The sequence below is a fragment of the Planococcus sp. 1R117A genome (assembly GCF_051417975.1).
In the GTDB taxonomy this organism is placed as follows: domain Bacteria; phylum Bacillota; class Bacilli; order Bacillales_A; family Planococcaceae; genus Planococcus; species Planococcus shenhongbingii.
This window is the reverse complement of the sequence record NZ_JBPRLO010000002.1, coordinates 285575-304411: the sequence shown is the minus strand read 5'-3', so window position 1 is coordinate 304411 and position 18837 is coordinate 285575. Positions and strand designations below refer to the sequence as shown.

16 protein-coding genes and 1 pseudogene are annotated in these 18837 nt (G+C 44.8%); 14 read left to right on the top strand and 3 right to left on the bottom strand.

Annotation, left to right across the window (positions count from 1 at the left end):
* Positions 1-581 precede the first annotated feature (581 nt).
* Complete coding sequence (locus ACSFXN_RS06910) at positions 582-1325, bottom strand: alpha/beta hydrolase (protein ID WP_437149440.1); 744 nt, start codon at positions 1323-1325, stop codon at positions 582-584.
* Positions 1325-1834 (bottom strand): cysteine hydrolase family protein, encoded by a 510-nt coding sequence (locus ACSFXN_RS06905; RefSeq protein ID WP_437149439.1) that lies wholly within the window; start codon positions 1832-1834, stop codon positions 1325-1327. The genes ACSFXN_RS06910 and ACSFXN_RS06905 overlap by 1 nt, the downstream gene beginning before the upstream one ends.
* Before the next feature lie 203 nt (positions 1835-2037).
* On the opposite strand from ACSFXN_RS06905, the gene ACSFXN_RS06900 reads away from it, so the two are divergent.
* From ACSFXN_RS06900 to ACSFXN_RS06840, 13 genes and pseudogenes are all read left to right on the top strand, one after another.
* A complete protein-coding gene (locus ACSFXN_RS06900) occupies positions 2038-2412 on the top strand; it encodes an enoyl-CoA hydratase (protein ID WP_437149438.1) in 375 nt (124 codons plus the stop codon).
* A gap of 102 nt (positions 2413-2514) precedes the next feature.
* On the top strand, positions 2515-3993 hold the full coding sequence (cls, locus tag ACSFXN_RS06895; protein WP_437149903.1) for a cardiolipin synthase: 1479 nt from the start codon (positions 2515-2517) through the stop codon (positions 3991-3993).
* A gap of 397 nt (positions 3994-4390) precedes the next feature.
* Positions 4391-5398 (top strand): ATP-binding cassette domain-containing protein, encoded by a 1008-nt coding sequence (locus tag ACSFXN_RS06890; RefSeq protein WP_437149437.1) that lies wholly within the window; start codon positions 4391-4393, stop codon positions 5396-5398.
* A complete protein-coding gene (locus tag ACSFXN_RS06885; RefSeq protein ID WP_437149436.1) occupies positions 5395-6237 on the top strand; it encodes an ABC transporter permease in 843 nt (280 codons plus the stop codon). Before ACSFXN_RS06890 ends, ACSFXN_RS06885 begins: the two co-directional genes overlap by 4 nt.
* A gap of 213 nt (positions 6238-6450) precedes the next feature.
* Positions 6451-7014: an NADPH-dependent FMN reductase gene (locus ACSFXN_RS06880; protein WP_437149435.1), complete on the top strand. Its 564-nt coding sequence runs from the start codon at positions 6451-6453 to the stop codon at positions 7012-7014.
* Positions 7015-7347: 333 nt separating this feature from the next.
* Positions 7348-8331, top strand: coding sequence for a ring-cleaving dioxygenase (locus ACSFXN_RS06875; RefSeq protein WP_437149434.1), 984 nt, complete (start codon positions 7348-7350; stop codon positions 8329-8331).
* A gap of 14 nt (positions 8332-8345) precedes the next feature.
* Positions 8346-8939, top strand: a complete 594-nt coding sequence (locus ACSFXN_RS06870) for an NADPH-dependent FMN reductase (RefSeq protein ID WP_437149433.1) — start codon at positions 8346-8348, stop codon at positions 8937-8939.
* A 417-nt stretch (positions 8940-9356) separates the two neighbouring features.
* Positions 9357-9731 (top strand): DMT family transporter, encoded by a 375-nt coding sequence (locus tag ACSFXN_RS06865; RefSeq protein ID WP_437149432.1) that lies wholly within the window; start codon positions 9357-9359, stop codon positions 9729-9731.
* A gap of 119 nt (positions 9732-9850) precedes the next feature.
* A complete protein-coding gene (locus ACSFXN_RS06860; protein ID WP_437149431.1) occupies positions 9851-10039 on the top strand; it encodes a hypothetical protein in 189 nt (62 codons plus the stop codon).
* 70 nt (positions 10040-10109) lie between these two features.
* Positions 10110-10529: pseudogene (locus ACSFXN_RS06855) on the top strand (diguanylate cyclase domain-containing protein); the annotation flags it as partial.
* A gap of 234 nt (positions 10530-10763) precedes the next feature.
* Positions 10764-11324 carry a hypothetical protein gene (locus ACSFXN_RS06850; RefSeq protein ID WP_437149430.1) on the top strand — a complete coding sequence of 187 codons (561 nt, stop codon included), beginning with the start codon at positions 10764-10766 and terminating at the stop codon, positions 11322-11324.
* A 136-nt stretch (positions 11325-11460) separates the two neighbouring features.
* Positions 11461-11613 carry a hypothetical protein gene (locus tag ACSFXN_RS06845; protein ID WP_437149429.1) on the top strand — a complete coding sequence of 51 codons (153 nt, stop codon included), beginning with the start codon at positions 11461-11463 and terminating at the stop codon, positions 11611-11613.
* Between the two features lie 77 nt (positions 11614-11690).
* Positions 11691-15869: a tetratricopeptide repeat protein gene (locus ACSFXN_RS06840; protein WP_437149428.1), complete on the top strand. Its 4179-nt coding sequence runs from the start codon at positions 11691-11693 to the stop codon at positions 15867-15869.
* A 127-nt stretch (positions 15870-15996) separates the two neighbouring features.
* Here ACSFXN_RS06840 and ACSFXN_RS06835 read toward each other — a convergent pair whose 3' ends face one another.
* Positions 15997-16626, bottom strand: a complete 630-nt coding sequence (locus tag ACSFXN_RS06835; RefSeq protein WP_437149427.1) for an HAD-IA family hydrolase — start codon at positions 16624-16626, stop codon at positions 15997-15999.
* Positions 16627-16876: 250 nt separating this feature from the next.
* On the opposite strand from ACSFXN_RS06835, the gene ACSFXN_RS06830 reads away from it, so the two are divergent.
* Positions 16877-18814, top strand: a complete 1938-nt coding sequence (locus ACSFXN_RS06830; protein WP_437149426.1) for an FUSC family protein — start codon at positions 16877-16879, stop codon at positions 18812-18814.
* Positions 18815-18837: the final 23 nt, after the last annotated feature.

The following is an 18837-nucleotide window of genomic DNA, read 5'->3' as shown; positions in this document are numbered from 1 at the left end:
TCAAACCACTGCTCTCAGGCTGTCGAGATATATCGATAGCTTTTCTCATTTCGCTCCAGGTGGGACGCTTTCCATGGGGGGACGGCCTGAGCTTCCTCTTTCGCTAGCGCTCCCTCTGGGGTCTCAGGACTCGCCCTATTCCCACAGGAAAGGCATCAGCCAACCATAGTTGGGTGGTGCCTTTGCGACGAAGCGCCTGGCGCTGCAACGCACTTTCATGTTTCTAAGCTAGCGGAGTGATGCAGAAACAGGAGCACATCTTTGCCCTTCACCACCTTCCGCTGCATTCCACTTCGTTTTATCACCTTTTGTGATTCTCTAAAACAGTGATTGTTTGAGAAACTCTTCTCTTATTTGTTCCTGCTCTCCAGATATGAAGCCAACCAGCGGAGACGCCTGCGGGATAGCGAGACAGCCGAGACCCCACAGGACGCAGTCCGAGGAGGCTTGACGCTCGCCCGCGGCAAGCGGAGCTGGTTGGCGGAATATCGGTTATGGAATGATATAAATATCACAATTTCAACTATTACAACAAACCGCTGCTCTTTTTTCGGTTAAGTATATGAATGTTCTGCTTGTCCTTATTCGAATTTTTTGAAGAACGCTATCGTCTCATCGATGATGCGCTGCTGGTCATTGTCGAGAGTGGCAACGTGGTAGCTGTCAGGCATTTCGATTAACCGTTTTTCTTCTGAAGAAATTCCAGCATAGATTAGTTGAGAGTTATGGGGCGGAACAACATGATCTTCCGGCGACACAAAAATAAGTGCCGGGCACTGGATGTGTGATAAATCTTTGCGCACTCCATCCATGAAAATCAGCAATTGTTTCACTGACGCAACCGGCGTCTTTTCATAGGCAAGTTCTGTAATGCCTGCCTTTTTGATGTCGGATCCAATGGACTCAAGGAATCGGACGTCCTGCATGTCATGTACAGCAGCCATCGACGGAACCTCTACTGCAGCGTTGATCAGCGAAATCGCTCGGATTTCGGGATGCTGCTGTGCCATGTAGAGCGCCAGCGTGCCGCCCATTGACAACCCGACCATAAAAATCGCATCGCAACGTCCATTCAGCCAGCTATATGCTTCTTCGATGGAAGCAATCCAGTCGTGGTAAGTGGTTTCTTCCATTTCTTCGTGATGAGTGCCGTGCCCTTTCAGCCGCGGGACTGTCACGGTAAACCCTTCCTTGGCAAACGCCTCGCCAAGTGGCCGCATGCTTTGTACGGTTCCTGTAAAACCATGTGAAACCAATACTCCAATGCGTCCGCCTTCGACGTTAAACGGTTCTGCTCCTGACAAAACTTCAAAATTTGCGGTCATCAAAAAACCTCCTTGGTATTTTTAACATTGGCAAAGTAACCCAGCACTTCGTTGTGATGGTCGATGATTTGTTTCGCATTTAATAAATCGGAATCCCAAGTGCCATGTCCATCTTTGACCAGCGTAACGGTATAGCCCAGGCTGAATGCACGGCGGCATGTTGTATCTACACAATACTCTGTCTGGTTGCCGGCAACAATAAGATTTTCGATTGCCCTTGTTTTCAAAGCTTTTTCAAGATCGGTTTCGTGGAACGAATCAGGAGTCCGCTTTTGAACAATGGGTTCTCCTTCTTGGGGGCGGATGGACCGATGGATCTGCCAGTCGTGAGTGCCAGCCACAAGCGCCTTGTCATTATGTTGGACAAAAACAACTGGAACATCTGCTGAACGGGCTTTTTCAATTAGATACTGAAGATTTTCAAGCAGCTCCTCTTTATTGAACACCGGATTGGCTCCTGCCAGCATCTCATTTTGCGCATCAATAACCAATAAAGCAGTTTTTTGCATAGTCAACACCTCCAATTATTCATATCTCCATAGAATATTCGGTATTTTATTTTAGAATCCTTTCGATCATTCCTAACAATTTGGCCAAATCCGCTGTTGGCCTGCTGGTATTTGAAGACAGGAGTTTGAGCTGGAGACAGCGAAGTTTAAAAAGAGCAATAAAATCTAGATCCAGACTCACGGAAATCAAAGGAGGAACCAAATTGACCATAACTATAGGAGATGTAATTACATTTGAGCGTTCTTTCGTAAAGGAAGATGTTGAGCTGTTCTCGAGGATATCTGGCGATGAAGGAATTCACCACCTTCAGCCCGATGAACAAGGGAGGCTGGTCGTCCAAGGGCTGCTGACAGCGACTTTGCCGACCAAAGTGGGGGGAGACCATAACGTGCTCGCTCGCCATATGGATTTCGAATTTTTGAGGCTGGTTTTTACAGGAGATACCATACGATGTGAAGTGACGATCAATACGTTCGAAAAGGAAGAGCAACGGACACGAATTGCTGCTTCCTTTTCTTGCGAAAACCAGCATGGCAAAGAAGTGCTGAAAGGCGGCTTCTCCGGAGTGATTTTATAAAACTTCCTAAGGCTGACTCACGTGCAAGATCCGCCGTCATTCAAGAGACTAGCCAGCTGCTCTTTAGGGTAAAGAAAAGAAGATGAAAAATGAAAGGAGGTAATCGCTATTACTTCCGAATGGTGGAATTCTTTTCAGTGGTGGAACACGATCAGCAATATTTTATTTCTGACCAATACAGTTTTAGCTGTCTCTATCCTTTTTATTGAACGGAAAAGAGCAACTTCTAAATGGGCATGGTTCATGGTGTTGTTTTTCTTGCCCTATCTAGGCTTGCTGCTTTATTTATTATTTGGCAAGCCACATCGAAAGAATAAAGGCAAGCATTCAACTGCTTATTCAAATCCGAAAATCTTAAATCTCTCAGACCAGCAATTAACTGCAATTGATGAAGGTTCCTTTAGCTATCCGTCAGAAGTCGCTGAAGAATGGCAGCATCTTATCCGGATGAACTTGAAAAGCGGAGTGGCGCCATTCACTCAAAATAATCAGCTCGAAATTTACACGGATGGAAAACGGAAATTCGAAGCGCTATTCAAAGATATTGAAGCGGCTAACTCCCATATCCATTTGGAATACTATATGGTGAAAAATGATGCGATCGGCAAAAAACTGATCGAGCTCCTGACGGAAAAAGCCCAGCAAGGCATCGAAGTCCTTTTCCTGTATGATGATATCGGTTCAAATTCATTACCCAAGAATTTCTTCGATGCTTTTTTAGAAGCAGGAGGCCGAGCGGCTGCTTCGCTTCGATCCAGACTGCCTTTCGGCAATCCGCGGGTCAATTACCGCAATCACAGGAAAATTGCCATTCTCGACGGGAAAGTGGGTTTTATCGGCGGTTTTAATATCGGGGATGAATATTTGGGGAGAGACGAAAAGTTCGGCTACTGGCGGGACACGCATCTGCGCTTTGAAGGGGAAGCTGTCCATTTTCTGCAGCATCGTTTTTTAAGCGACTGGAATCAGACTTCTGAGAACCTTCCCGTCAAATATGAAGAAAGTTATTTCCCTGCTGTGGAAGTTTCCACAGGGGCGGGAATGCAAGTGATTGCCAGTGGACCGGATGAATCGCTCGATCAGATCAAAAATGGCTATTTGCGGATGATTGCCCAAGCGCGCAAGTCGATTTATATTCAAACTCCGTATTTAATTCCGGATTTGGCGATTTTAGATGCACTCAGTACGGCAGCTCTTAGCGGCATAGATGTCCGGGTAATGATTCCCAGTAAAGCAGACCATATCTTTGTGTTCAGCGCCAGCTTGTCGTATGCCAAAGATTTGGTGAACACCGGCGTAAAAGTGTATACCTACGGCAACGGCTTTCTCCATGCCAAAACCATAGTAGTGGACGGCAAAGTCTTTTCCATCGGCTCTGCCAATATGGATGTCCGGAGTTTTTCCCTCAATTACGAAGCGAATGCTTTCGTATACGATGTGAAAGCGGCTGAAGAAATGATTTTGCTGTATTTCAATGATTTAAAGCTTTCCAAAGAGCTCACAAAAGAGTATTTCCAGGAGCTTTCGCTTATCAATCGCTTCAGACTGCAGATTGCCCAATTGGTGGCACCAATTTTATAAGATACGTAATCTGTTCAAAAAAGGAAGGCGGGAAATTTATTCCGTCTTCCTTTTTACCGTGAATTTCCTTTAGTGGTTGAAGCGGTTTTATGTTGGCAGAGGAAAAGCCTCCATTGCATTTTAAGATACTTCTACCTAGGTCTTCAAAGACGTTTAAATAATAACAGAAAATTAAGGCATTATAGTTTAAGTTAAAAGAAGAAAGGGAAACTAGTAAAGGTAGGAACGTATGTTCTTGATTGTGGCTGTACATAGGTGATGGAAGCCAGTTCTTAGACTCGAGACAAACAACTCACTTGGCATATGGTTAAAATTTAAACTTCAGCCCGAAACTTTTGTTTATCCAATTTATGCGGCAATAGCGTGAAAATGCTGCTCAGCCATTTGAACGGAAAGGGTGAAAATTGTGGGAAGTTTAGAAGTGCGGCCAATAGCAAATGACTTGGCTATTGAAGCAAAAGGGCTCGTCAAAGTGTTTGGAAAGCACCGGGCTGTGGACGGAGTGGATTTGGCGATTCAGAAAGGAACGGTTTATGGCTTTTTAGGGCCGAACGGAGCAGGCAAGACGACGACCATTCGAATACTTGCTACTTTAATGAAGCCAGACGAAGGGTACGCACGGATTTTTGGCCATGATTTGAGCAAAGAAGGCAATGCCATCAGAAGCCGGATCAGTTTGACTGGCCAATATGCATCAATTGATGAAGATTTGACTGGCATGGAAAACCTCACCATGATGGCCAAACTGATGGGATATGGCCGAAGAGAGGCAAAACAGCGAGCACAAGAATTATTGAGAGCTTTTGGATTGGAGGATGCAGCGAAACGCCAAGTGAAAAATTATTCAGGTGGCATGCGCCGCCGCATTGATATAGCCGCAAGCATTGTTGTGACTCCGGACTTGCTGTTTCTTGATGAACCTACATCCGGGCTGGACCCGAGAAGCCGCAACCAAGTATGGGACATTATTCGGGCATTGGTCAGCGCTGGAACCACCGTTCTGCTGACCACTCAGTACTTGGAAGAAGCAGACCAGCTGGCTGACCGTATTGCTGTCATCAACCAAGGCAAGATCATTGCGGAAGGAACGAGCAGCGAATTGAAGGCATCTGTTGGCAGCGGCACCTTGAATGTACAACTTGTTGATGCTGCCCAAAGAAGAAGGGCCGCTCAGATACTTGAAAGTACTCTCTCTGTACCGGTCTATTTTTTATCAGAAGCCAATGGGCTGACAGCTCAAATAAATGATCCTGCACGTGTAGCGGATGCTCTGGGGGAAGTGGCCAGAGAAGATATTGCCATCAGTGACTTTTCATTCGGCCGGCCGAGCCTCGACGAAGTGTTTCTTACATTAACTGGACATACGGCCACTCAGGAAACAAAACCCGAGGAGGGTGCACCATGACCGACTATATCGAGCAAAGAGAAAAAGAATCAAGTGATGTACAGCTTGCAGATTCTATTGCCTCAAACAATCGGCCAAAACCGCCAAGCGCCATCTCTTCGACGCTCACTTTTGCTACCCGGGCGTTGTTGCGCATCAAACATGTTCCTGAACAAATGTTTGACGTAACTGTTTTTCCGGTAATTTTCCTATTGATGTTTACTTATTTATTCGGTGGAGCGATTTCCGGTTCAACTGCTGAATACCTTCAGTTCCTGCTTCCCGGCATACTGGTTATGACTGTGGCCCAAATTACAATGTATACAGGCATCGATTTGAATAATGATATTCGCAAAGGCATCTTTGACCGCTTCCGCACTTTGCCCATTTGGTTGCCATCCGCTTTGATCGGTTCACTTCTTGTCGATGTGATTCGTTATTCCATGGCTTCTCTTATCATGATCGGCCTCGGGTTCATGCTTGGATTCCGTCCAGAAGGAGGAATTGTGGGTATTCTGGGCGCCATCATTTTGATTTTAATTTTCTCTTTCAGCTTGTCATGGATTTGGACGGTATTCGGGTTGATCGTCCGCTCTGAGAAATCATTGATGATGATCAGTTTTTTGTTTTTGTTCCCGCTTACTTTTGTCAGCAATGTATTTGTAGACCCGAAAACTTTGCCGACTTGGCTGCAAGGTTTCGTTGAAATCAATCCAATTTCGATACTGGCGACGGCTGTCCGCGGGGCGATGCACGGAACTGCTACGATGGAACAAGTAGTCTGGGTGCTCATCGTCTCTTTGATCATGACGGGTATTTTCGCTCCCATTACGATTCATCTTTACCGAAACAAACAATGAAAAGAAAGCAAAGAGAAGTTGAAGAGTTGTTTTCGACTTCTTTTTGAGTACGGAGAGAAAAGTCCATTTTACCAGTAGGCTTTTGCCAGAACACAAGAACTGAATATTCAGAAATGCTGTTGAACTTCAATCATTCTTCCGATATGATGAAAGCGTATCAACCAACACCTTTCTTTCGGTTCACCTTATTAAAATTGAGGAGGAATGGAGATCATGACAAAAATCGGCATTATTACTGGAAGCACGCGGCCGGGACGCAACAGCCTGCAAGTGGCCCAATGGGTAAAAGGAATTGCGGACCAACGGGGAGACGCAGACTACGAAATCGTGGATTTGGCGGAATATAACCTGCCGATGTACGCGGAGCCGGTCTCTGCCGCCGCTAGCCAAAATTATCAAACACCGGAAGCGATTCCCTGGTCAAAAAAAATTGCCGAATTGGATGGTTATGTCTTTATTTGCCCTGAATACAACCGAGGGGTGACATCAGCTTTGAAGAATGCCATTGATTATTTATATCCCGAGTGGAACAATAAAGCCGCGGGCATTGTCAGTTACGGCACGGCAGGCGGCGTCCGGGCAACAGAGGCATTGCGAATCATTATGGCAGAATTGCAAGTGGCGACAGTCCGGGCACATCCTTCGATGTCTTTATTTACAGACTTCGTGAAGATGAGCGAGTTCAAACCGGCAGCGGTCCATGAGAAAGCGGTCAATGTCATGCTGAAGCAAGTCAATGCCTGGACCAATGCGTTGCAGCCATTACGAAATAAATAATAAAAACAGATACCATTCAGTTCAGAAGACTGCCAGAAAACACTGGCTGTCTTTTTGTTTTATTGGCCAAAGGACATTATGTTTAAGAATTTATTGTTCTCCGGATATAATGTCGATTCAATTTAATTAGTTGACGTGCGACATTAGGCATGTTAAGATTATCTTGAATTAAAGATAAATAATTTCGTGGTAATAATTTGAAACAGCACGCTCTATTTTAAAAGTTTCGGATGAAAATGACATTTGAAAATTGCCTATCAACCGTTAAATTTTTTTAATTGTATATCTTGATTTCGAGATAACTGATAGCAAAAATTTAAAGGAGAGAAGAATATGAACGAGATAAAAGGAATCCACCACGTCACTGCGATTACCAGCAGTGCGGAAAAGAACTATGAGTTCTTCACATATGTACTAGGCATGCGCCTGGTGAAGAAAACGGTCAACCAGGACGATATTCAGACCTATCATTTATTCTTTGCGGATGACAAAGGGTCTGCCGGAACGGACATGACATTCTTCGATTTCCCGGGCATTCCGAAAGGGACACACGGAACGAACGAAATCTACAAAACTGCTTTCCGTGTGCCAACAGATGAAGCATTAAATTACTGGATCAAGCGTTTCGATAAATACGAAGTGAAACATAACGGCATCCAGGAATTGTTCGGCAAGAAAACCTTGACGTTTGTTGATTTTGATGACCAGCAATACATGCTGGTGTCGGACGAGCACAACGAAGGCGTTGCATCCGGCACTCCTTGGCAGAATGGCCCGGTGCCATTGGAATTCGCCATCACCGGCTTAGGCCCGATCCACGTGCGGATCGCTGAATTTGATTATTTGAAAGAAGTGCTGGAAAAAGCGATGCTGATGCGCGAAGTGGCCAAAGAAGGATCGCTGCATTTGTTTGAAGTCGGCGAAGGCGGAAACGGTGCGCAAGTGATTGTCGAGCACAACGTGATTTTGCCAGCCGGGCGACAAGGCTTTGGCACCGTTCACCACGCAGCATTCCGTGTGGAAGATACGAACGTCTTGAAAGAGTGGATTGAGCGCATGGAAGGGTTTGGCTTCGGCACTTCCGGCTATGTGGATCGCTTCTTCTTCGAATCGTTATATGCACGAGTAGCGCCAGGAATTCTATTCGAGTGGGCTACAGACGGTCCAGGCTTTATGGGTGATGAGCCTTACGAAACGGTAGGGGAAAAATTGTCGCTGCCGCCATTCTTGGAACCGAAACGCGAACAAATTGAAAAAATGGTACGGCCAATCGACACCGTGCGCAGTATGCGTACGTTCGAAAAAGAGTATTTGTGAGGAGAAGAAAACATATGGGTATATTTGATAAATTTTTCGGATCAAAACAACAGGAGGAAAAAACTATGACAAAACTAAACATCGGCATCATTTTGGGATCAACACGTGAAGGGCGCTTAAGCCCGCAAGTAGGGAACTGGGTCAAGGAATTGGCAGACAAGCGCGGCGACGCAAACTACACAATCATCGACATCGCGGAATACAAATTGCCGTTACTAGGTGAAAATGGTAGCGACGCATCAGGCGCAGCCGCATGGTCTGAAGCGGTGGCAGCACAGGACGGATTCGTCTTCATCGCTCAGGAATACAACCACTCGATCACAGGATCTTTGAAAAACGCACTCGATTACCTGCGCGAAGAGTGGAACAACAAAGCGGCCGGCATCGTGTCGTACGGTTCGGTCGGCGGTGCGCGTGCAGCGGAGCATTTGCGCGGCATTCTGGGTGAATTGTCGGTAGCGGACGTCCGCGTCCACCCGGCATTGTCCCTGTTCACGGATTTTGAGAACGGTGCGGAATTGAAAGCGGCTCCGGTCCAAGCGGAATCGGTCAACCAGATGCTCGATCAGGTCATCCCTTGGTCTGCAGCGTTGAAAACAATTCGCTAATATAAAGCTTTTAAAACAAATTATCAAAGAATGTTTATAGTGAAAATGAAAAAAGAGATTGCCAATCGGCATCTCTTTTTTTGTATTGTCTAAACTTTGTTGCACTCTAGTACTTGTCATAAACCGTAATGTATCGCTGGGTTCGCTGTCTTTATATTGAGGGAAAGACTGGAAGTTCAATTAATGGCTTTCACTCTTTCTCATTTTTATTTACCATCAGTATCTATCAGCGTATCATCATATAGTAAGCTATAATAAGTTCTTATATATAAGAAAAATAGTATTTCCACAGCAGTCTTTTTTTGAAGTTATTAATTAGAACCTTTGAACAAAGGATAAATGAAATATGTTGCTCAATATCGTTGTCTTTATATTTTTACCAAGAAATTCTTAATCAGTTCAGGAGGTTCATTTTAAATGTCATATCTTTATCTGTCTCTAGCAATTATCGGAGAATTAATTGGATCATCATTACTAAAAGCTTCTGAAGGATTTTCAAAAATGTTCCCGACAATAGGCATGCTGGCAGCATTCGTATTTTCGTTTTTCTTTTTATCATTGGCTTTAAAGACCATTCCTTTGAACGCCGCTTACGCAATCTGGTCGGGATTAGGGGTGGTGGCTACTACTGTGATATCCGTTCTGATCTGGAAAGAGAAAATAAACTTTGCCAGTGTTACCGGCATCATTCTCATACTTATAGGAGTTGTGATTTTAAATCTTTTTGGGCCGGGACATGGCGAAGCTAAATCTGAAACGAATGCTGAAACTGCTTCGAGTGAGCCTGCATAATAATTGTAAAAGGAGTAATGGAGAAGGCAAGACTAGGAAGTGAAAAATCACTTTGTTCAAATGGATATTTCTACAATATGATTGGTTGAAAAAGCATTGTTTTAGAAGATATATAAAATGTGAGCAAAAAAGAAGCGAGTCGGAAATATGAACTGGCCACCCATTGCTGGATTAACCAGCAATTGGCGGCCAGTTTTTTTGAACTTTATTGGTTTTTAACAAGTGATTTTTACGTTACTCAACCTGATCAAATTTATTTGTGTGCAAGTTCACTTGATCAAAAACCGGATGTTGAAAAGATTCCTTGATCCAGATGCGCAGAAAGCAACTCTAATATAGTAATAGAAGGTCGAACGAAAAAGTGTTAAATTTTACAATGATTCTTATGGCTTTAAAAAAGGAGATGAGCTGCTTCAAACCACGGCCGATATCCTAAAGAATTGTCTTATCAATACGGATAGTTTTCTTGGCCATATCGGTGGGTATGATTTTATCATCATTCTTCACGATTACAGTTTCGAATCCATTTGCGAAACTATCATCAGAGCCTTTGACAGTGAAATTCCCTCTTTCTATTCGGAAGAGCATTTACTTAAAAGAGCGGTTTATGTCGAGAATCGATCCGCTGTGTTTGAAAATGTAGCCTTGGTGTCAATTTCCATCGCTGTCGTTAAAAAAAATCCAGAGTTATTTACCAGTGTCGAGGATATAGTGGCAGAATCTGCAAGAATCAAAAAGATTTGCAAAATGGAAATTGAAAGTTGTTTTTACGTCGAGTCTAACTTTGAGCTTATATAGATTCATTGCATTCAATGCACGCCTGTTTTTAGTTGGTTGGTGGAAAAGCAGGAAATTACCTATCTAATGACATTGCCAAAAAGTAAACTGAAGCGAGGCAAGTACATTAATTATATTACTTTTTATTACAAAACCTTTTTATAATTGTTAAAAATATACTAATCATGCATATTCCCATAACCACGAGGTATACAGTCCCTGTAAGATATTTTTTAATAGGGAGGAAGATACCAGATGAAAAAATCACTTTTAAAATTCACAGCACCAGCATTAGCCATCGGATTAACTGTATCAGCTCAAGGTAGTGTATTAGCTGCAAGTCCACACGCTGATGTAAATGCCAAAGCAGAAGTAAAAGTGGAACAAGGCAAAGCATTCAAAGGCGGAGCAGATGTAAGTCATCGACTGAATCCCGTTGAAAAACGAATTTCTAAAGCAACTTCCCAAGTTTCTGAAATCACTTCAGAGCTGAAAGATGCTGAGGCATTGAGTTATGAAGAATATCTTAAGTATCAAGAACAAATTAATGCTGTATTTGGAACGCTCGGAGCTTCGACTAATCAGCTGGAAGCAGTAACAAAAAAATTCGATGATAATGCGTCAGAAATAATTGCAGTAAAATTAGATTTGAACTCGGCATTTGAATCCGCAGTGGAAACCCAAAGTCTGTTAGAGTCCATTGATGTTATTGAAGAAGTACCTGAAGTTGAAGTGCCTGATGTAGAAGAACCCGTAGTTGAAGTGCCAGTTGAAGAACCAGGCGAAGAACCAGCTGAAGATTTAGTAAACTCATAAGAAAAAGTAGTAAAAATTATATAGAATAGAAATGATAAACCCTTTCCTCATTGCAAGGAAAGGGTTTTTTAGCTTTTATATCAGTTTTCTCTGGAGATTAAGCTTTGCCTATGAAAAAACAGTTAGAGAGTAAGTGGTGAACGCTGGGCTTATGTCCCCATCAAGAAGAACTTGGTCGCCGTTGTTTTTATTGCTGCTTGCTGATTTTAATTTGCCACCGGCATACAAGCAGTTGAAAAGGGATTTTGAAGAAAACAGCATCATTAGAGAATTCGGTTCTTGGAACTAAAAAAGCTCTTGAAACCTATAATTTTCCAACATATAATTAATCAACCACAAAATTTGGGGAACAAGGGGAGAAAAAGCATGGGGATCAATTTAAAGCCGAAAGACATAAGGACGGCGGATCATTTGATTGAAGCGATTCGCGAATTATGGACGGAGCGGTCAATTAACAGCTTGCGCGAATGGATAGCGGAAATAGAGACGGAAGACGATTTTTACCGGTTGATCCAGTTGGGGGACCAAGCGGATCTTTTTAAATACAGCAATATACTGGCAACCCAAGCCTATAAGCGGTTTGGCACGCTTCGGTCATTTGGCTGGCATTGCGGCAGGCTCATGGAAACAGGCAAAAGCCTGGAAGCCGAAGAGCGGATGCTCGGGCGGCTGCAAGCGATTGGAAATGACAGTTACTCCCCTGATGAGTTGGCTTCTGCGCATCAATTGCTGCTGCGGGTATTCAGCCAACTGAACCGGCTGCCGGAAGCCGAAGAACAGCTGGAACAGATCAAAGAAATAAAAGGGATGATCTGGCCGGACTTAGAAGCCTTTTACTATGTGCACAGCGGCGAATGGGAAAAAGCTGAATGGTTATTGAAACAAGCTATGGAAGAAAGAAATTCGAAACGCCACCGTTTTGTGCGGCTGGGTTATGCCGATGTGCTGGCAATGACAGGCAGAAGAGCTGAATCGTTGGCCGTGCTGGAGGAAGGAGATGCGCAGGATCCTGAAGATTGGACATACCGGGCAGAACTTGTCAGAAGCTATTTCCTTCTTGAACGCTACGAAGACGCGATTCGCCAGATGAGGGCCATCAATAAAAACAATCCGTTTCACGTGCACCGAAATTATTTTGTTTATTTGACAGCGGCCTGTCTGTACAAGCTGGAACAATGGGATGAATTGGCATCCTGGGTCACTGCCCATCAGGAAACGTTAAAAGACACCATTTACGGCAAGAACGTTATCCGCAAAGATGAAAAAATAGCAAGGCTTAACTTGACGCCAAAGGTTCAAAAAATGAATTATTGTGTACCGGCTGCGCTGGCCCTTATATTGGAAGCTTTCGGCAAAGAAATCGGCCAGGACGAAATCGCCTCGCATATTTTTGATGTGACCGGCACGAAACTTTGCACTACCATGTCTTATATGGAGTCGCTCGGATTGGAAGCACGGTATTTCAAAGGCTCATTGGAAGTGTATAAGCAGTTTATAGACAATGGTCTTCCGGTCCTCCTCAGCATGATGGTCGAGAACAGCGCCCATGTCCAAACGGTCATCGGCTACGATGACCGTTTACAAGGCCTGATCATCCAAGATCCAAACGATATGGCGCCGTTTCTGCTGCCCTACTCGGAGTTGAAAGCAACTTATAAAATGTCCGATTCCCTTAGCATGGTTTTTCTAAAAGCGGAACAAAAGCACCTGTTGCCGCTGCTTGATGAAAACGAGCACCGCTTCTTTAGTGAGCTTTACAGATACTTGGATGAAGAAGAGGAATCAGAAGAAGAAAGCCCGGCTTTTATCGCTTTTTTGAATGCCCATATTGAAGAGCGTTATGCGGCTGTCATCGGACTGGCTTCACTGTTTTCAGAAGAAGCCAAAGCAATGCACGAACAGTGGCTGGAACGCCTGCAGAAAGAGTTTGGGGAAACAGACGAAGAAGTGGCGCTTTTGGCTGCCCATATGCATTATTTGAAAGACCAGCTGCCGGAGGCGCTTGCAAGGCTAGTCCATGTGAATGGAAAAAAGAGTCCGTATGCCTTGTATTTAAAAGGCGCTATTTTCATGAAACAAGATACTTACCAGCAAGCGATTCCACTGTTAAAGCAATCCATCGAAATGGACCATTACCAGCCGGCAGCGTATAGCCGCCTCGCCCGCTGCTACCTTGAGATTGGAAAGACCTATCAGGCCTATAAATGGTCGAAAATCGCCTTAGATCAGCTGTCGTCCGATATTCCCGTCCAAATCACCCATGGCTTGATCCAGTATGAAACCGGAGCTTATGAAAAAGCGCTGGAGCGTTTTCGGAAACTGGCTGAGGAAGAGCCTGATGATGAATTTTTTGTCTACCAAATGGGCTGCTGCCAGCAACAGCTTGGAAAAGATGAAGAGGCGATCAAGTCTTTTGAACAATCCATCCAGATGGATCCCAATCAGCCGTATCCTTATTTGAGGATAGCGGAGATCCATATGGATGCTGAAGCATGGCCAAGAGCCTTGAAAATCCTCGATAAAGGAATCGAAATGGTCGAAACGCCTGATGTACTGCATGTGTACCGGGGCCACGTTTCGATGGAGCAGCAAAAGTTCAACGTAGCGGAAACGGAATACCGGAAAGCGCTGGAACTTGATCCGGAGGATTTCTTGGCAGTGACGCATATCGCCCATGCACTAATCAAACAACAGCGGTTTATGGAAGCCAGTGAGTGGATGATGGCGCATGCCGACACAGAAGATACCAGCTATTTCATCCGAACCGCTTCGATGCTTTGGGAAGAGTGGCCAGAATTCTCAGGGAAACAACAAGCCTTGTCTCTGCTTGAAAAAGGCCTGGAAAACCGGGACCGTGAAAGGTTCCACGACCTGGCAGAAAAATATGCGGACTGCGGGGAAGAAGCTCTTTTCCGGACGCGGGTGCTGCAAAAAATCAAAGAAATCAGAGGCACTGAATCAGACGCAATCCTGCTTTGCCTGGAAGGGCAGCTGCATGAACATGCCGAGAACCATCGCTATGCCCGCCGTTTGTACCAGCAAGCCATCGAAAAAGCGGAATACCCGCAAGCTTATTATCGCTTGGGGCTGTTGGAAGCAAACAGAGGCAAATATGAAGAAGCCATTGTGAACTATATCCGCTGTACAGAGTTGGACCCGGCATTCACTGCTGCCCGCGGCGCCTTGATGCGCGCCTATATGGCTTTGGACAATCAGGCACACGCGTTTACGGCAGCCATGACTATTTTTGAAAATGATCCGTTGGAACTTGATTTCGAAGAATTTTTCTCGCTTGTCGATAGTGAAGAAGCTGTTCGAATCATCTCGAAAGCCCTAGTGAAAATCTCTGAGAAAGTGCCGGAAGAATGGCTGCTATCTGCCAAAGCCCATTGTGCGGAAAAAGAAGGCCGATTAAAAGACGCAGACCGTCTTTTTGAACAAGCGAAAGCAGTAAGCGGAGCTTATACCTCTCATTTTGAGCATGTGGAGTTTTGCGAACGCAGAGGCAATTTTAAACGGGCTGCTGCTTTATTGGAAGACATGATGGTCGAATATCCAAATTTGAAAGGGCTATACGAGAAGTATGTCTTCATGCTCAGTAAAATCGGCAAAACGAACGAAATCGATAAAAGACTGAAACAAAAACTGTCCGGTGAAGAACTGGCCATCGCTAAAATGTATTGCGCCGATTATCTGGCGCTTTGGTACGAAGAATTTGAGCAAGAAGAGCCCAAAGGCTTTATTTCAAAGTTCCGGCATAATTCGCGGGCATTGCGCACCATCAGCCACATCATCTCTTTGTATGAAGAAGCGATCAAACGCCTACCGGAAAACGATCGGCCGGTCATGCAGCTGGCTAGCCTCTACTTGTCGAGGGGAATGGCAAAAGAAGCTCTTGATGAACTAAAGCCTTTTATCGAACGGACCGGCAATTACGCAGCGGCGGTGATGCAGATCCAAGCGAATCTTCAATTGGCGGAAGAAAAAGAGTCTTATAAGCTTGCCCGTGCAGCCGCTGTCCAGGCGCGAAAACTCCATGAGCAACAGCCGTTCGATGCCCGGGTTCTGCTGTTGAGAGGGGAAGCGCTGGCGGCAATAGACGAAACCGAGAAAGCGCTGGAGCAATATGAACATGTCACCCACCTTGAACCTTACCATGCGGAAGGCTATATTCACTTGATGCATCTTTTGGCTGACCGGCGCCCGAAAGAAGTGAAAGGATTTGAAAACCGTCTGCCGGAAGAGCTGAAAGACCATGAATGGATCCGGCTTTCTCTTGGGATGGTGTATATTGAAGCGAATGAAGGGAAAATGGCACGCGGCATTTTAAGTTCTTTAATCCAAGAAGAACCTGACTACTTGCCTGGCTATTATGAACTGGCCCGCAGTGAAATGCTGCTAGGCGATCAACAAGCGGCGAAAAATCATCTCCAGCATTTGTTCAGGATGGAAGAAGGGGCACATTACATCCACACAGCAGCTGAAGAACCGCTGTTCGAACCGATTCTCGATGAACTGGAAGCCTTAATCGGCGAGTATGCCTGATCGGAAATTCAAGGGAAGTCTTTTGTAAATAAATGGAAAAGAGCAAGGGCCAGCATTTGCCGGCCCTTGCTCTTTTTGGCTGTCTGCCGGAAAAAGCGGACACTTTTATTGGATGATGCAGTTTAAATCAGCCTTCCAGCTTCAATGCCGACATCAGTTCCTGCGGCGAATGGACGACGAATCTCGGTTTTTCTTTTTCGATCAATTCATAGCCATCAAGTCCCCAGCTGACCCAGGCAAAAGGCACAGAAACTTTGTTGCAGGCGAGAATGTCCCGTACTTCGTCGCCGACGTACAATAATTGGTCGGCCGTCAGATTCTGCTGCTTCATAAATTTCCGGATGACGGTATCTTTGCCGAAAATCCGGCTTGAAGTCAATACTTGCGATACCGTGTCAATCCCTTCCTGCCGCAGAAACAACTCAATGTTCTCTTGCGCATTCGAAGAAATGATGACAATTTTATAGCCGTTGCGCGCCAAAGCTTCCAGCATTTCCTTAATGCCGTCAAAAAGCGCCACTTCATTCATATGCGCTTTGAAATATTGGTAGACTTTCGGGAGAATTATCGGGATTTTGTGCATGGGAAATTCGTATTTCTTCGCCCGTTGCTGGATCGTTAAGTTTCTGGACGACACCAGATCTTCTTGAGTGACCGGCAAGTAGTTGAATTGTTTTGCAAATGTATTCCAAGCCTGCATGAAAAGCTGAGTCGAATCGGCTAAAGTTCCGTCAAAATCAAAAATAATGTATCTCATTTAATCTCCTCTTTTTCTTAATGTACTCTTTCTTGATCTCGGGAGAAAGCTATCAGAGCAGCTGTTGACATAGAGAGAAGAGAAAGAAGTTTCCTTTATGCACCATTCTATACTAATCTCGCCATTTTCTCACGCCTCGGAATCATACAAAACCGCCTAAATTTACATAATTCTGTTTTCTTTTTTTAAAAAAAAATTGATATACTCATTGAAAAGCATCCACAAGTGGTTTAAGGAGAGGGGAGCAGTTATGCAAAGAAGAGTTCGAAGTGCTGTTACGGATTTTCAACAAATACTGAAACAAGCCTTTGCAATCAATAATGTCCCTCTGCCCTGGAGCAAAGCAATTGGAGCGGGATTCTGTTCCGCTTTCCCGATATTGGTGGGGCTATGGCTCGGCTATATCCAGTATGGATTTATTATGTCGCTTGGGGGTCTCGCTTTCCTCTATATGTTTAATGAACCTTATGTGCTGCGCGCAAAAAAAATCTTTTGCGTCGTGCTGGGATTGGCTTTTTCTGCCGGGCTCGGTACAGTGCTTTCAGCGAATCCCATTCTTTCGGCAGTAGCGGTGGGAATCATTGGGGCATCAGCTGTGTTTTTCTTTGGCGCGTACCAGTTTGCCGGGCCGTCAGCTTTGTTTTTTATTTTGGTTTTTTTGATCAATGCCAATACGGATACAGACCCGTCTCTTGCCATTCTTCATGCGGCACTTGTATTTGCAGGAGGGATTTTATCGTTCTTTTTCGCAATGGCGGGTTGGGTTATCGCACCATTGCGTGTGGAAACCGCTGCTGTAAAAGAAGAATACCGAAACTTGGCTTTATTGATGGACTCGTTGGATTCTTCAAGTTTCCTCGAAATCCGGCAAAAATCCTGGTTCTCGGTTATAACAGCAGAGAACATTTTGGCTGCAGGTTATGCACCTTGGCTGGAAACCCCACCATATTGGCGGCTGGCACTGCTTCATAAGCAAGCCAAGCTGATTTATTCCGAAATTGTGGAATACTCGAATGAAAACAAGCAGCGCTTACCTTTTAAGGCTATTGAAAGCATGCAGCTGATCGAATCCGCAATAGAAGCCGGCCCCAATGAATCGGTTCCGGCTATAGCGCTCCAAGATGAAAAAAAATCAACGGGATTGGAAAGGCATATACGGCAGGCCTATGACCATGCAGCTGGCAATAAAGCAGCAGCGGATCGTCCATTCTTAAAAATACCGAAGACAAGCTTCAAAACGCTGTTTTCGGGCTCATTCAACAAAAATTCAATGATCTTTTTTACCGCGCTTCGCTTTGGCATCGTTCTAACAGCAGCAGCTTTAGCCGCGAATTTTTTTAATGATCTTACGTCTTATTGGATTCCTTTAACATGTGCCGCAGTAATGTCAGGGGCCACGATTCTTTCCACTTTTAACCGGGCCATCCAACGGACATGCGGCACCATCCTGGGCATAGTGATCGCTGTACTGATCCTATCTTTAGAACCGGAAGGGCTTCTTATTGTGCTGGCCGTTTTCCTGCTGATGGTATTAGCTGAACTGGCAATGGTGTTGAATTATGCCGTTGCCTCCGTTTTCGTTACTCCCATCGCGTTAATACTAGCCGAAAGTACGTCCACCATCGGAACCATTTCATATTTCACTTCGGCCAGGTTGACCGATGTGCTTATTGGATCCGCTATTGGGTTGTTTGGCACTTTGCTGGTGGGAAGGCGCCATGCTTCCAGTTTGCTTCCGCGTCTAATGGCCAAAACTATCCGGAGCCAGCAGCGATTTACCAGTGCGTTGTTTTCCGTTCATAAGAAGAACAGCTTAGCAGAAAATACAATTGAGCAGCGGAAAATGCAGACAAACTTGACCAATTTGAGGTTGGTTTTTAGCACGGCACAAGGCGAACTCTCCAGCAATAGACAAGCGCTGGAATCTTTGCAGCCGGTTTTTTTCGGCCTTGAGCAATTGAGTTTTTTGTTAGCGAAAGCAGCTAAAGACAAAGATCGGCTTCCGTTGGCTGATGCCCAGTTGGCCCAGCTCCTTCTTGTTTTCGAAATGATGGCCAATGCAGCAGAGAAAACTTGGCATTTTTCCGAACTCGATGTTCCGCATATTCCAAAGTACCGAGACATCGAAAGAGAAATCAGAGATTTGCAATATGCTTTCAAGACCAGTCAACTTTCTGCCATTAACTAAAATAAAAGAAAAAACCGATTTCG